The 14,034-nt window shown below is 66.4% G+C and carries 16 protein-coding genes and 1 riboswitch; of the genes, 3 read left to right on the top strand and 13 right to left on the bottom strand.

Annotated features, from left to right (window positions below):
* Nucleotides 1-99 precede the first annotated feature (99 nt).
* The 10 genes from CHC02_RS06555 to CHC02_RS06510 all read right to left on the bottom strand — a co-directional run bounded on the left by CHC02_RS06555 (nt 100) and on the right by CHC02_RS06510 (nt 7,948).
* On the bottom strand, nt 100-330 hold the full coding sequence (locus tag CHC02_RS06555) for a hypothetical protein (RefSeq protein ID WP_089390683.1): 231 nt from the start codon (nt 328-330) through the stop codon (nt 100-102).
* The gene (locus CHC02_RS06550; RefSeq protein WP_089390682.1) at nt 327-1,031 is read right to left on the bottom strand and encodes a lipopolysaccharide kinase InaA family protein; all 705 of its coding nucleotides are present in this window, start codon (nt 1,029-1,031) and stop codon (nt 327-329) included. Before CHC02_RS06550 ends, CHC02_RS06555 begins: the two co-directional genes overlap by 4 nt.
* Nucleotides 1,032-1,033: 2 nt before the next feature.
* Nucleotides 1,034-1,705 (bottom strand): class I SAM-dependent methyltransferase, encoded by a 672-nt coding sequence (locus CHC02_RS06545; protein WP_089390681.1) that lies wholly within the window; start codon nt 1,703-1,705, stop codon nt 1,034-1,036.
* Nucleotides 1,706-1,784: 79 nt separating this feature from the next.
* Complete coding sequence (locus tag CHC02_RS06540) at nt 1,785-3,062, bottom strand: sensor histidine kinase (RefSeq protein ID WP_089390680.1); 1,278 nt, start codon at nt 3,060-3,062, stop codon at nt 1,785-1,787.
* Nucleotides 3,052-3,735 carry a response regulator transcription factor gene (locus CHC02_RS06535; protein ID WP_089390679.1) on the bottom strand — a complete coding sequence of 228 codons (684 nt, stop codon included), beginning with the start codon at nt 3,733-3,735 and terminating at the stop codon, nt 3,052-3,054. Before CHC02_RS06535 ends, CHC02_RS06540 begins: the two co-directional genes overlap by 11 nt.
* 183 nt (nt 3,736-3,918) lie before the next feature.
* Nucleotides 3,919-4,302, bottom strand: a complete 384-nt coding sequence (gene crcB, locus CHC02_RS06530; protein WP_089390678.1) for a fluoride efflux transporter CrcB — start codon at nt 4,300-4,302, stop codon at nt 3,919-3,921.
* 63 nt (nt 4,303-4,365) lie between these two features.
* Nucleotides 4,366-4,428, bottom strand: a riboswitch (Fluoride riboswitch).
* 75 nt (nt 4,429-4,503) lie between these two features.
* On the bottom strand, nt 4,504-6,144 hold the full coding sequence (gene groL / locus CHC02_RS06525) for a chaperonin GroEL (RefSeq protein WP_089390677.1): 1,641 nt from the start codon (nt 6,142-6,144) through the stop codon (nt 4,504-4,506).
* A 48-nt stretch (nt 6,145-6,192) separates the two neighbouring features.
* Nucleotides 6,193-6,486 (bottom strand): co-chaperone GroES, encoded by a 294-nt coding sequence (locus CHC02_RS06520; protein WP_009617968.1) that lies wholly within the window; start codon nt 6,484-6,486, stop codon nt 6,193-6,195.
* A gap of 192 nt (nt 6,487-6,678) precedes the next feature.
* Complete coding sequence (locus CHC02_RS06515) at nt 6,679-7,146, bottom strand: FxsA family protein (protein ID WP_089390676.1); 468 nt, start codon at nt 7,144-7,146, stop codon at nt 6,679-6,681.
* 64 nt (nt 7,147-7,210) lie between these two features.
* Nucleotides 7,211-7,948 carry a HugZ family pyridoxamine 5'-phosphate oxidase gene (locus CHC02_RS06510; protein ID WP_089390675.1) on the bottom strand — a complete coding sequence of 246 codons (738 nt, stop codon included), beginning with the start codon at nt 7,946-7,948 and terminating at the stop codon, nt 7,211-7,213.
* A gap of 106 nt (nt 7,949-8,054) precedes the next feature.
* Between CHC02_RS06510 and CHC02_RS06505 the strand changes: the two genes are divergently transcribed.
* Nucleotides 8,055-8,813: an SDR family oxidoreductase gene (locus CHC02_RS06505; protein ID WP_089390674.1), complete on the top strand. Its 759-nt coding sequence runs from the start codon at nt 8,055-8,057 to the stop codon at nt 8,811-8,813.
* A gap of 77 nt (nt 8,814-8,890) precedes the next feature.
* Here CHC02_RS06505 and CHC02_RS06500 read toward each other — a convergent pair whose 3' ends face one another.
* Nucleotides 8,891-9,895 carry a DUF481 domain-containing protein gene (locus CHC02_RS06500; RefSeq protein WP_089390673.1) on the bottom strand — a complete coding sequence of 335 codons (1,005 nt, stop codon included), beginning with the start codon at nt 9,893-9,895 and terminating at the stop codon, nt 8,891-8,893.
* Between the two features lie 180 nt (nt 9,896-10,075).
* Between CHC02_RS06500 and CHC02_RS06495 the strand changes: the two genes are divergently transcribed.
* Complete coding sequence (locus tag CHC02_RS06495; protein ID WP_089390672.1) at nt 10,076-10,459, top strand: MGMT family protein; 384 nt, start codon at nt 10,076-10,078, stop codon at nt 10,457-10,459.
* Nucleotides 10,460-10,494: 35 nt separating this feature from the next.
* Nucleotides 10,495-12,309, top strand: coding sequence for an MFS transporter AmpG (ampG, locus tag CHC02_RS06490; protein ID WP_089390671.1), 1,815 nt, complete (start codon nt 10,495-10,497; stop codon nt 12,307-12,309).
* 222 nt (nt 12,310-12,531) lie between these two features.
* Here the strand turns inward: ampG and CHC02_RS06485 are convergent, their stop codons facing one another.
* Nucleotides 12,532-13,380 (bottom strand): mechanosensitive ion channel family protein, encoded by an 849-nt coding sequence (locus tag CHC02_RS06485; RefSeq protein ID WP_089390670.1) that lies wholly within the window; start codon nt 13,378-13,380, stop codon nt 12,532-12,534.
* Nucleotides 13,381-13,498: 118 nt separating this feature from the next.
* Entirely contained in the window at nt 13,499-13,978 is a 480-nt protein-coding gene (locus tag CHC02_RS06480; protein ID WP_089390669.1) for a YajQ family cyclic di-GMP-binding protein, read from the bottom strand.
* Nucleotides 13,979-14,034 lie beyond the last annotated feature (56 nt).

The following is a 14,034-nucleotide window of genomic DNA, read 5'->3' as shown; positions in this document are numbered from 1 at the left end:
CTCGCCTCTCGCCTGTCGTCAGCCTGCAGTCTAACGGCATGCATTCGCCGCGCGCAGAAAAAACCCCGCCGGGGCGGGGTTTTTCCAGTCGTTTCGGGCTCAGCGCGGCGCGCTGACGCCGCCCTGGGACATGCCGAAGAGGAACAGCAACAGGTCGTGGTCGGGACGCGCCGCCTGCTTGGCCTGCACGTTCGCCGGCACGCGACAGCTGGCCTGCTGGCCGTGGGAGCCGATCACTTCGGGGCCCGGCTCGTGCCAGGCAGCTGCCGCCAGCGTTGCCACGCCCAGGGCGCCAACGAGGAGCAAACTTCGTGTGATTTCTAGTTTCATGCCTGCAACCCTTTGATGGCGCTGCCAAACGCCGCCTCGTAACCATAGACAAAGGCTTGCCATTGCGCTTCCGTCCACGACGAACGGCGCTTCACCTGGCGCAGGTCGTGACGGGCCGCGCGCCTGGCGCTGAAACGCTGGCGGGCCTTCTCCATGTCGATCAGGGCCACGTCGATCTGCTCGCCCTCGACCTTGACGAAGACATGCTTGAGGTACAGGCAGCCATGCTGCCAGCGGCCCAGGTTGAGCCTGGCGAGGGTCTTGCCGTACTGCTGCAGCACGCGCTGGTGCACGGCCTCGCCCCAGCGCTCGTGGTCGCCGCGGGCGTAGCAGTCTTCCAGGCTCGAATAGCCGTCCAGCGACTCGGTGACCAGCAGGGCCTGCCATTCGCCGTCCACCTTGCGGCAGCCGGCGTAGACCAGGGTCGGCACCTTGACGCCCAGGGACGCGGCGGCCTGCAGCGCATCGCGCTCGCGGATGGCGGTCGGGTAGCCGAAGGGGTGCAGCAGGTCACGGTAGATGTGCCCGACCTGCTGCTTGCGATAGAGCAGGCGGCCATCGTCGGTCAGCACGCGCTGGACCCCGCTCTCGCCGCCGCGGCGCCGGTTCGGCTCCTCTACCCATTTGCCGGGAATCTGCAACCAGCGATCGATGGCATCTTCACCGGAAATTCGCTGCAGAGCTGCCAAATCAGCGCCCATCATTACTCCTTACGCAGAATGTAGACCCGCCACATGTGCACCAGCGGGACGAAATCGATATGGTCCTGCACCGCGAACCCGGCCTGGCGGAATTCCTCCTCGATGGTGCGGGCAGGAATCACGAAGCGGTTCTGGTACGCGTGCTTCTTGCGCCCTTCCTCGGCGCGACGACGTTTCCAGGCCTTGAAGTTGCCGTCGACCCACAGCGAAAGGATCACGCTGTCGCGGGTCACGCGGTGGAACTCGCGCAGCATGGTCATGCGGTCGCTCGGTTCACCGATGTGGTGCATCAGGCGCATGCTGAAGATGCTGTCGACGGCGTTGTCCGGCAAATCGATGGCGAACGCCGAAGTCTGCAAAGGTCGCACGCGTTTGACAACCTCCTCCGGCTGGCCGGCGCAGGCCACGGCGATCATGTCGGCGGAATTGTCCGCGCCGATGATCACCCGGTTGTCCTTCTCGGCCAGCATCGGCCAGAAGCGGCCGGCACCGCACGGCAGATCCAGCACCAGGTTCGGCTGGCCGGCCAGCTTGAGCGCCTGGCGGGCGATCTGGACATCGCGCCAATGGGAAAGTTTCCGAGACAGCCCACTGCGATGCTTGCGCAGGTAGCGCTCGGCATGCTGACGGTCGTACTTCTGGGAAAACTCGAGCTCGACGGGCTTGTCGCTCATGATGGGGTTCCTGCTCATTTTTTATACGAAACTACGGGTGATTCTGTATCCATGCGGTCATGCGCATGTGAAAAATTCGTCAAGCCTCGCCGACCAGGCGGACCTCGAAACGGCAGCCGTGTGGCTGTGCCGGTGTCAGGTTGACCTCCCAGCCTTCCGCCGAGCAGATCCTCTTCACCAGCGAAAGGCCCAGGCCAAGGCCCTCGCCGCGCTGTTGCGGGCCGCGGACGAAGGGCTGGAACATGCGCTCGCGCTGCTCCTCGGGGATGCCTTGGCCGCTGTCCTCGACGACGAAACCGCTGGCGGACAATTGCAAGCGGATGTGTCCTGCATCCGTGTAGTGCATGGCGTTGCGCAGCAGGTTGCTCATCACCGAGCGCAGGAAGGCCGCGTTGTATTGCTCCGGCGGCACCGCCTGCACCTCGTAGATCAGCTGCAGCCCCTTGGCCTCTATGGGCCCGCGCCATTGCCCGGCCAGGTCGTCGGCGATGCGCTGCAGGCCGGCCCGCGGGGCGATGTCCAGCTCCTTGGTGCGCGAGCGCGCCAGCATCAGGAAGGTCTGCACCAGGTCACGCATTTCCTCGCTGGCGGTGGTGATCCGCGCCAGCTGGGTACGCGCCTTCGGGCTCAGGCCCGGTTCCTCGGCGAGCAGCTCGCTGCTGCTGGCGATCACCATCAGCGGCGTGCGCAGCTCATGGCTGACATCGCTGGTGAACAGTTTTTCCCGGGTCAGCACCTGGTGCAGTTGCCCGATCGCATAGTCGAATGCCGCCGCCAGTTCGCCGACCTCGTCGTGGGCGTAGTCCGGCGCCAGCGGCGGCGCCAGGTCCAGCAACTGGTCGCGGTGGCGCACCTGGCGCGCCAGGCGCACCACCGGCTCCATCACCTTGCGCGAGAGCAGCCAGCCGAGCAGGCCGGCCAGCGCCAGGCTGAGCACGTAGCCGGTCACCACGGCAGCGTACAGGACCTGCTCGCGCGCCTCGAAATCGCTCTGGTCCTGCAGCAGCACGTAGCGGCGGCCATCGGCGTCGCGCACCAGCGCATGGAACGACAGCTCGCCGTCGAACACCTCGTGGAAGCCCGACTCCAGGCGCCGCAGCGCCGGCGGCATGGCATAGACGCCGACGCCGTCGCTGACGAAGAAGCGCATGCCCGGGTCCAGCCGCGGGCCCCTGCCGCTGCGCAGGTCCTCGTTGATGATGCGGTCCAGCTCGCCGCCCAGGTCACGGGAAATCAGGCGCTCCTCGACCACGTGCACCACGCCGACGATGCTCAGCGAAAACAGGCCGCCGACCAGCGCGGTCATGAACACGAAAGCAAAGACGATCCGGCGGGAAAGGCTCTGCCTATACTCCATTCGTTTCCTCCGCCAGGCGGTAGCCGACACCGTGGACGGTGTGCAGCAAGGGCATGGCGAAAGGCTTGTCGATCACCTGGCGCAACTGGTGGACGTGGCTGCGCAGGCTGTCGCTGTCCGGGCAGTCGTCGCCCCAGACGGCTTCCTCGAGCACGTCGCGGCGCACCACGTGCGGGCTCTTCTGCATCAGCACCGCCAGCAGCTTGAGGCCGATGGGGTTGAGCTTGAGCGGCCTGCCGCCGCGGTTCACTTCCAGGGTGTCGAGGTTGTAGCTCAGGTCCGCCACCTGCAGTTCGCGGCGGCCGCCGCCCTGGGTCCGGCGCAGCACCGCCTCGATGCGCGCGGCCAGTTCCGACAGGGCGAAGGGCTTGAGCAGGTAGTCGTCGGCGCCGGAACGGAAGCCCTGCAGGCGGTCGTCCAGTTGGTCGCGGGCGGTCAGCATGATCACCGGGGTGTCGCGCCGCGCGTCCTCGCGCAGGCGCCGGCACAGGGTGAAACCATCCAGGCCAGGCAGCATCACGTCCAGGACGATCAGGTCGTAGTGCGCGGTCGCCGCCAGGTGCAGGCCGGACAAGCCGTCCTGCGCGCAATCCACCGTGTAACCCTTGAGCCCCAGGTAATCCGCCATGTTGGCCAGGATGTCCCGATTGTCTTCAACCAACAGAATCCGCATGTTCCTCTCCGCTTTGCAGGGCACCCTAGACTAGCTCGCTTAATTGGAACTTAAGCGTCTTTGACGTTTTTTTCACAACGCCCCGGGCCGGCGGCGAGGCCGCGCCAGCCTTGGCGTGAAGGGAATGGATGCGCGGAGGGGCTTGCCTGCGCGGGGGCGGCCATCCGGCGCCCCCGCGGCGGTTCACTTGCCCATCAGCCAGTTGCCGGTGAACAGGCCGAGCAGGGTCATCGCCAGGGAACCGCTGACGTGCACCACGATCGCCCCCATCGCCCAGGCCAGGCGGCCTTCCTGCAACAGGGTGACGACCTCCGCGGAGAAGGTCGAGAAGGTGGTCAGGCCACCGCAGAAGCCGGTGATGATCAGCAGCCGCCACTCCGGGGCTATGCCCTGGGCGCTGGCGAAGTAGGCGACGGCGACACCGATGATGTAGCCGCCGATCAGGTTGGCGGCCAGGGTGCCGGGGGGCACGGTGGGCATCAGGCTGTTCAGCTTGAGGCCGAGGTACCAGCGCAGCAACGCGCCGATGGCGGCGCCGAGGGCGATGGCGAGAACCGGTTTCCACATGATCCTGTCCTTGAGGGGCTTTCGGACAGGCCGCAGGCGAACGCCTACGCGCCTGGTCCAGGTGAATGCGTAGGCATCATCAGCCACGGGGGCGGTTGAAGGAGGAATGCCATCTCCTGCGCGGCACATCTTGGCACAAAGCGCCGGAAACGAAAAAGCCCCGCCGAAGCGGGGCTCTTTCTCAGCCAGGGGCCGGGAGGCTTACATCATGCCGCCCATGCCACCCATGCCGCCCATGTCCGGCATGGCCGGAGCGGCCTTGTCGTCGACCACTTCGGCAACCATCGCCTCGGTGGTGACCATCAGGCCGCCGATGGAGGCAGCGGCCTGCAGGGCCGAACGGGTGACCTTGGCCGGGTCCAGGATGCCCATCTCGATCATGTCGCCGTAGACACCCGTAGCGGCGTTGAAGCCGAAGTTGCCGGCGCCTTGCTTGACCTTGTCAACCACCACGCTCGGCTCGTCACCGGCGTTGGCGACGATCTGGCGCAGCGGGGCTTCGACGGCGCGACGCAGCAGGGCGATGCCGACGTTCTGGTCTTCGTTGTCGCCCTTCAGGCCTTCGATGGCCTGCAGTGCGCGCACCAGGGCCACGCCACCGCCGGGAACCACGCCCTCTTCCACCGCGGCACGGGTAGCGTGCAGGGCGTCTTCGACGCGGGCCTTCTTCTCTTTCATCTCGACTTCGGTGGCAGCGCCGACCTTGATCACGGCAACACCGCCGGCCAGCTTGGCCAGGCGCTCTTGCAGCTTCTCACGGTCGTAGTCCGAGGAGGTCTCTTCGACCTGCTTGCGGATCTGGGCGACACGGGCCTCGATGTCGGCCTGGGAGCCGGCGCCGTCGATGATGGTGGTGTTTTCCTTGTTGATGGAAACACGCTTGGCGTTACCCAGGTGCTCCAGGGTGGCGCCTTCCAGGCTCAGGCCGACTTCTTCGGAGATGACGGTACCGCCGGTCAGGATGGCGATGTCCTGCAGCATGGCCTTGCGGCGATCGCCGAAGCCCGGGGCCTTGACGGCGGCGACCTTGACGATGCCGCGCATGTTGTTGACCACCAGGGTGGCCAGGGCTTCGCCCTCGACGTCCTCGGCGACGATCAGCAGCGGACGGCCGGCCTTGGCGACGGCTTCCAGCACCGGCAGCATTTCGCGGATGTTGGAGATCTTCTTGTCGACCAGCAGCAGCAGCGGGTTTTCCAGCTCGGCCACCATGGTGTCCGGCTTGTTGATGAAGTAGGGCGACAGGTAGCCGCGGTCGAACTGCATGCCTTCGACGACGGACAGTTCGTTCTCCAGGCCCGAGCCTTCCTCGACGGTGATGACGCCTTCCTTGCCGACCTTGTCCATGGCTTCGGCGATGATCTGGCCGATGGATTCGTCGGAGTTGGCGGAGATGGTGCCTACCTGGGCGATGGCCTTGGAATCGGCGCAGGGCTTGGCCAGGTCCTTCAGCTGGGCGACGATGGCCACGGTGGCCTTGTCGATGCCGCGCTTGAGGTCCATCGGGTTCATGCCGGCGGCAACGGCCTTCAGGCCTTCGTTGACGATGGCCTGAGCCAGGACGGTGGCGGTGGTGGTGCCGTCACCGGCGGCGTCGTTGGCCTTGGAGGCAACGTCCTTCACCAGTTGGGCGCCCATGTTCTCGAACTTGTCCTTCAGCTCGATTTCCTTGGCGACGGACACGCCATCCTTGGTGATGGTCGGTGCGCCGAAGGACTTGTCCAGCACGACGTTACGGCCTTTCGGGCCGAGGGTGGCCTTGACGGCGTCGGCCAGCACGTTCACGCCGACCAGCATTTTCTTGCGAGCGGAATCGCCGAACTTAACTTCTTTGGCAGCCATGTTCTCTTTCCTCTAAATCGAATTCGGTGGGATTGGGGACGCAGCGGATCAGTCTTCCAGGACGGCGAGGATCTCGGACTCGCCCATCACCAGCAGTTCTTCGCCGTCGACCTTGATGGCATTGCTGCCCGAGTAGGGGCCGAATACCACCTTGTCACCCACCTTCACTGCCAGGGCGCGAACTTCGCCGTTGTCCAGCACGCGGCCGGCACCGACGGCGACCACTTCGCCACGGTTCGGCTTCTCGGCGGCGGAACCCGGCAGCACGATGCCGCCCGCGGTCTTGGTTTCTTCCTCGCTGCGACGAATGACGACGCGGTCATGCAGAGGACGAAGCTTCATAGTCGTAACTCTCCCAAACAGTGGTTTCCAACAGCCGGATCGATGTCCGGCAGGTTTTGTTGAAGCCGGCTTCGCCGGTTTGCGGCCCGACGGGCGAGCCGCATAAGACAGCCTGTCCGAATGACAGGGACCTTGCGGTGCCTGCTACATGAGGTCGTCGTGGGGCATTTCAAGGCCGAGGGGAAAAAAATTTCAGCGCAGGCGATCGTTGTCGCGGCGTTCGAACTCGCCCTCGATCACGTTCGGCCCTTGTGGGCCGCGCGATTGCGCCGACGGGTCGTCGGCGAACGCGCGGCGGCGCTCCTCCTGCTCGCGCATGCGCCGGCGCAACCCGCCCAGCAGCAGGCTGCGGGTGAACGGCAGCAGGCAGAGCAGGCCGAGGATGTCGCTGATGAAGCCCGGCAGCATCAGCAGGGCGCCGCCGACCGCGATCAGCAGGCCCTCGAGCATTTCCTGCTCGGGCACCTCGCCGCGGGACAGACGCTCGCGGGCGCGCCACAGGGTGGCCAGGCCGGCCACGCGCAGCAGCGCCGCGCCGAGGAAGGCGCTGGCGACCAGCAACAGCAGGGTCCAGCCCACGCCGATGACGCTGCCGACCTTGATCAGCACGGCCAGTTCGATCAGCGGGAAGAGCAGCAGGAAGAACAGGGTGACTCGCATTTCAGGGGTCCTTGGCGGGGCGTCGGCCCGGATATTCCGTAGTTGGCGCCGACACCCGCCTATTTCAAGCCTGGATCACCTCGTTGCCTGGCCAAGCCTGCGCCCGCGCCAGTTGCACCAGCGCCTGGCGCACCTCGCCAGGGCTGGCGCAGGGCGCCGGGAACGGCAGCCAGTGGAGGATGGAGCCGACGCGCAGGTGGAAACCTTCCGTATCGATTCCCACCAGTTCCGGGGCCTCGCCCACCGGCAGGCCGGCCAGTTCCAGGTAGTGCACGATGGCATTGGCGTGGTCCTGGTTCATGTGCCCGACCATGCCCTGCTCCACCTCGCCGGCGAAGGGGTTGGCCAGGGGCACGCTGTCGGCGCCCAGCCAATGGATGTCGCCGAAACCGCCGATGAAGCGCCACTGCACCGGCTGCAGCACCCAGAAATCGAAGTCGTGGGCCCTGTGGTAGTCGCGCGAGCCGGGGAAGTAGGCGTAGTAGCGCTGCGCCGCGGCCTCGATCTCCTCGACGTCCTCCAGCGGCCGGGCCTCGGCCAGCAGGGTCAGGCGGCCGGCGGCCTGGATGTCGTCGGCGCCGCGCTCGCCCACCAGCAGCGAACACTTGGCGTCGGCCTGCAGGTTGTGGGTGTGCTGGGCGATCCGGCTGATCAGGATCAGCGGCCGGCCGGCGCCGTCGAGGCAGTATGGGACCACCGAGCCGAAGGGGTAGCCCGGCCACTTCTTCGACTGGGTGGAAAGCACTGCCCGGTATTCCTTGAGCAGCAATTCTCGGGCATTCTTGGCAGCTTTCACGCTCACCTTATGACTCCTCGCTAAGAATCCGTCGCAAACGGACGGGCACAGAAAATTCGTTCACCGTTGCCGGCGAGGCCAATCACCCGACATTGCCGTGGGGATTCCAACCATGCAATTGCAAGACAAGGTCATCATCATCACCGGCGGCGGCCAGGGCCTGGGCCGCGCCATGGGCGAGTTCCTCGCCGCCAAGGGAGCGAGACTGGCGCTGGTCGACCTGAACCAGGAGAAACTGGACGAGGCGGTCGCCGCCTGCAAGGCCGCCGGCGGCGACGCCCGCGCCTACCTGTGCAACGTGGCCAACGAGGAACAGGTTAGCCACATGGTGGCCCAGGTGGCCAGCGACTTCGACGCCATCAACGGCCTGGTGAACAACGCCGGCATCCTGCGCGACGGCCTGACCATCAAGGTCAAGGACGGCCAGCTGAGCAAGATGAGCCTGGCCCAGTGGCAGGCGGTGATCGACGTCAACCTGACCGGCGTGTTCCTCTGCACCCGCGAAGTGGCGGCGAAGATGATCGAGCTGGGCAACCAGGGCGCGATCGTCAACATCTCCTCCATCTCCCGCGCCGGCAACATGGGCCAGGCCAACTACTCCGCGGCCAAGGCCGGCGTCGCCGCCGACACCGTGGTCTGGGCCAAGGAACTGGCGCGCTACGGCATCCGCGTGGCCGGCGTGGCCCCCGGCTTCATCGAGACCGACATGGTCGCCAGCATGAAGCCCGAGGCCCTGGAGAAAATGACCGCCGGCATCCCGCTCAAGCGCCTGGGCCGCCCGGACGAGATCGCCCACTCGGTGGCCTACATCCTCGAGAACGACTACTACACCGGCCGCGTGCTGGAGCTGGATGGGGGGCTGCGCCTGTAGGACAGGCAGCTGCAAGCCTCAAGCTGCAAGCTGCAAACCGCTTGCAGCTTCTGGCTTACCGCTTGCAGCTTTACGCCCTACCACCCCACCCCGATCCCCAGCGTATAGCGCCGCTGGTTGACGCCGCCGTCCTCGGCGCTCAGGCGGTCCCATTCGCCCTTCAGGCTCAGCGCCGCCCAGGAGGTCAGCTTGTAGCGGATGCCCGCCTCGCTCTCCACCTCGTAGTCCACCTTCGACGACAGCGGCTTGCCCACCTCGCCGTTGGTGAAGATCTCGAACTGCTTGGCCAGCAGGTAGCGGTTGTAGTCCCACTTCACGCTCGCCGAATAGAAATGGTCCTTCTCGCCGCCCACGAAGTCGTAGTCGTTGCGGTTGACCAGGGTGGCCAGGGAGAAGGCGCCCAGTTCGTTGTCCCAGAACTGGTAGCCGGGACCGGTACCGACGGTGCGCTTCTTCTCCAGGTCCTCGACCCAGTCGCGCTTGTATTCCGCCTTGCCCTGCCAGAACCAGTGCTCGTCGAAGAAGCGGTCCAGGGCATACTCGGCGGAGTAATTGTTGACGCTGACCGAGTCGTCCTTCTTCTCGCGGTTGTACTCGCCCTGCAGGTTGTGCCGCCACATGCCGTGGCGGGCGTTGGTCTTGAAGTCGACGTCGTAGTCCTCGACGTCGTTCTCGGCCATGGTGTGGTCGACGGAGAAGTCCACCTGGCCCTTCCACACCCAGTCCTGCAGCAGCGGGCGCGGCGGCACTATCTGCTCGATGCTGGCCAGGGGCACAGTCTCCTCGGCGCCGTTGACCAGGGTGACCTTGCCCGGCTCGGCGGCCTTCAGGCCCTTGGAATGCTCGCCGGTGGCGTCCTCGTCGTGCTTGACCAGCAGGTTCTGCTCGGTCTGCAGGGTGGCGATCTTGTCGCCGGTCAGGGTGACCTCGCCGGCGTAGTCGGTGGCCAGCACCAGGCGGCCCCCGTCGTAGAGCTTGATCTTGCCGGTCAGCCGGTCACCGTTCTTCAGCCAGACGGTATCGGCCAGGGAAGTCAGTGGAGCGGCGGCGACGGCAAGGCACAGCAGGGTTCTCGACAACATGAGCGGCATTCAATTCGGATGGCTGGAACAAAAGCCGGGCATTATCCGCACACCCGACACCAGAGCAACGACTGACCGGCCCCCATGCGGGGAGTTCAACTGGATGGATGAAGGGCACCTCCTGCATCATTGCGGCTCTATGCTGTCGACCAGGCCCCGCTGCCAGTGGAAAACCGCCCCATGCCTTCGAGAAAGCCGCCCGCTCCCCTGCTGGAAAACACCGCCGACCTGGGCCTGGAAAGCCTGCAGGTACGCCGCGAGGCCATCTATCTGGCCTTGTCCCAGGTACCCGAAGGCTACGTGGTGAGCTACGGCGAGCTGGCCCGCATGGCCGGCCTGGGCCGCTCGGCGCGCCTGGTGGGCCGGGTGCTCAGCCAGCTGCCGGAGGGCTCGCGCCTGCCCTGGCACCGGGTGATCGCCGCCGGCGGGCGCATCAGCCTGCCGCTGGGCAGCCCGGGCGGCGACGAACAGCGGGCACGATTGCGCGCCGAGGGGGTCCGAATCCACAACGATCGGGTGGACATACGTCGGCACGGCTGGCTTCACGGCGGGCTCTGCGAGTAGAGTTCGCGTAATTTTTTGCGTGCTGGAAACCTTTCATGAAGAAGCACTCCTGGCGAGAGGCACTGGTTGCCTACAAGTCTCCCGCCAGTCTCGCGCTTTTGCTGCTCGGCTTCGCCGCCGGGCTGCCGACGATGCTGGTCTTCACCACCCTCTCGGTGTGGCTGCGCGAAGCCGGCGTGGCGCGGGAAACCATCGGCTTCGCCAGCTGGCTGGGGCTGGTCTACGCGTTCAAGTGGGTGTGGTCGCCGATGCTCGACCAGTGGCGCCTGCCCATCGTCGGCCGGCTCGGCCGGCGCCGCTCCTGGCTGGTGTTCTCCCAGGCGCTGATCGCCATCGGCCTGCTCGGCATGGCCCTGTGCAACCCGCAGAGCCACCTGCCCTGGCTGATCGGCCTGGCCCTGGTGGTGGCCTTCGCCTCGGCCACCCAGGACATCGCCATCGACGCCTACCGCCTGGAGATCGCCGAGAACACCCGCCAGGCCGCCCTGGCCGCCTGCTACATGACCGGCTACCGCGGCGCCGTGCTGCTGGCCAGCGCCGGCGCGCTGTTCCTCGCCGAGTGGCTGGGCTCCAGCAGCCTGCACTACAGCCAGGCGGCCTGGGGCCTGACCTACGCGCTGTTCGCCCTGCTGATCCTCCCCGGCCTGGTCACCAGCCTGCTGATCCGCGAGCCCGACGTGAACGTCCAGCCGCAGGCGGTGGGCAACTCCGCCTACGCCTTCAACCACCAGTTGCTCTCGGTGCTGCAACTGCTGGTACTGCTGATCTCGGTGCCGGCCATGCTCACCGCGCTGACCAACCAGGCCTGGCCGCGGGCGGGGCTCTACGCCCTGTTCATCGTCCTCTGCCTGAGCCCGCGCGGGCGCAAGCAGATCCGCCCGGTGCGCGAGCTGCTCTCGCGGGTGCGCCGGCCATTGCTGGTCGCCGCCCACGGCAAGGGCGTGCCGCAGTTCGACTTCGTCCACCAGGCGGTGTCGGTGATAGTGCTGATCATCCTGCTGGTGACCGGCACCGCCATGGCCAACTCCGCGGGCGCCGGCAAATGGTGGCTGGCGAGCCTCTACCTGCTGATCGCCCTGAGCTGCCTGTCGGCCCCCGGCCGCCTGCTGATGGCGCCGGTGCTCACGCCCATCACCGAGTTCATCCGCCGCTACCGCTGGCAGGCGCTGCTGCTGCTCGGGCTGATCTCCACCTACCGGCTCTCCGACACCGTGATGGGCGTGATGGCCGGGGTGTTCTACATCGACATGGGCTTCTCCAAGGAAGTGATCGCCACCGTCAGCAAGCTGTTCGGCGTCATCATGACCCTGGTCGGCGCGGCGGCCGGCGGCCTGCTCATCGCCCGCTTCAGCATCCTGCCGATCCTGTTCATCGCCGGCGCCGCCTCGGCCGGCACCAACCTGCTGTTCGCCATGCTGGCGCACATGGGCCCGATCACCGACCCGAGCGTGATCGGCGAGGACGTCTTCACCCTGCTGCGCGAATTCGAGCCCCGCGTGAGCATGTTCGTGCTGACCATCATGCTCGACAACTTCAGCGGCGGCCTGGCCGCCTCGGCCTTCGTCGCCTACCTGTCGAGCCTGACCAACCTGAAGTTCTCCGCCACCCAGTACGCCATGCTCAGCTCCACCATGCTGCTGCTGCCGCGCTTCATCGGCGGCTACTCGGGGAGCATGGTCGAGCACATGGGCTACGAGCACTTCTTCTTCGTCACCGCCGTGCTCGGCATCCCCACCCTGCTGCTGATCGGCTGGCTGTGGCTGCGCCGCGACAAGGGCATGCCCGACGGCGTGCCGCGCGAACCGGAAGAGCCGGTGGCCACGCGGCACGGCGCCGAGCGCAGCGGCTGAGCTGCCTTGGGCGGGCCCTGCCCGCAATTCGCGCGCAGGGCGCGCTCCTACAGGGGAATCCGTACCGAGGCGCCTTCGTAGGATGGGTATCGCTTCGCTCCACCCATCCTACGCCAGAATTCCCCCTCGACCTGTAGGGGCCCTGCCCACAATTGCGCCGGCAAGGCCGGCGCAGAAACGAAAAAGGCCGGCACATGGCCGGCCTTCCTCATGGGCTCGCCCTCACTCGGCGAAGGCTTCCTCCTCGGAACCCCTGACCACCCGCACCACCCGGCTCGGCAGCGCCAGGTCGATCCCGCGGTCGCGCAGGCACAGGCGCACCTGCTCGTTGAGCATGAAGGTCACCGCGCCGAAGTCGGCATTGGCGGTCCACAGGCGCAGCGACAGGGTCACCGAATTCTCGCCCAGGGCCGAGACCACCACCACCGGCGCGGGGGTCTTGAGCACGCGCGGGTCCTGGGCCAGCTCCAGGAGGATGCCGCGGGCGGCGTCCAGGTCGGCGTCGAAGGCCAGCTTGATGTCGAAGATCACCTGGCGCGTGGCCTGGCTCGAGACGTTGGTGATGATGCCGTTGGACAGCGCGCCGTTGGGCATGATGACCGTGCGGTTGTCACCGGTGCGCAGCACGGTGTGGAAGATCTGGATGCTGTCCACGGTGCCGGCGACGCCCTGCGCCTCGATGGCATCGCCGACCTTGAACGGGCGGAACAGCAGGATCAGCACGCCGCCGGCGAAGTTCGACAGGCTGCCCTGCAGGGCCAGGCCGATGGCCAGGCCGGCGGCGCCGATGGCGGCGACGAAGCTGGTGGTCTGGATGCCGATCATCGAGGCCACGCTGACCACCAGGAGGATCTTCAGCACGATGTTGACCAGGCTGCCGATGAAGCCCTGGAGGGTCTTGTCCACCCGCTGGCTGGCCAGCAGCCCGCCCACCCGGCGGGTCAGCAGGTTGATCAGCCACCAGCCGACCAGCAGGGTGATCAGCGCCAGCACGGCGTTGCCCAGGTAACTCAGCACCAGCGGCGTCCAGGCCTCAGCGCTGCGTACTATCTGGTCGTAGTTCATGTCCATGGAATGGGGCCCCCTTGGTTTCGATCCGTAGAAATGCGATCGCCATGGCGAACCATGGCGATCGGTGTTCGCCGAGCGGTACTCTAGTTGCGACGCCGCCCGGTCGACGAGGTTCCGCTCAATCGCGGAAGTTGTTGAACTGCAGCGGCATGCCCAGGGATTCGCTGCGCAGCAGGGCGATCACTTCCTGCAGGTCGTCGCGCTTCTTGCCGGTGACGCGCACCTGCTCGCCCTGGATGGCGGCCTGGACCTTCATCTTGCGGTCCTTGATCAGGCCGACGATCTTCTTCGCCAGGTCCTTGTCGATGCCCTCGCGGAAGTCCACTTCCTGCTTGACCACCTTGCCCGAGGGGTAGGCGTCCTTGAGCTCCATGCACTGGATGTCGATCTTGCGCTTGATCAGGTTGCTGCGCAGGATGTCGAGCATCTGCTCCAGCATGAAATCGGCCTCGGCGGTCAGGGTAACCGACTTGTCCTTGGGCTCGAAGCTGCACTTGCCCTTGAGGTCGAAACGGCGATCGAGCTCCTTGCCGGCGTTGTCCAGGGCGTTGGTCAGTTCGTGCTTGTCCAGTTCGGACACCACGTCGAACGAAGGCATGTCATCTCTCCAGATGGACGGCGCGACCCGGTTCACAGTCGGGCATGCGCCTGGCT

This window comes from Pseudomonas delhiensis (assembly GCF_900187975.1).
In the GTDB taxonomy this organism is placed as follows: domain Bacteria; phylum Pseudomonadota; class Gammaproteobacteria; order Pseudomonadales; family Pseudomonadaceae; genus Pseudomonas; species Pseudomonas delhiensis.
The sequence above is the reverse complement of the archived record's forward strand: the minus strand, read 5'-3'. Positions and strand labels throughout refer to the sequence as shown.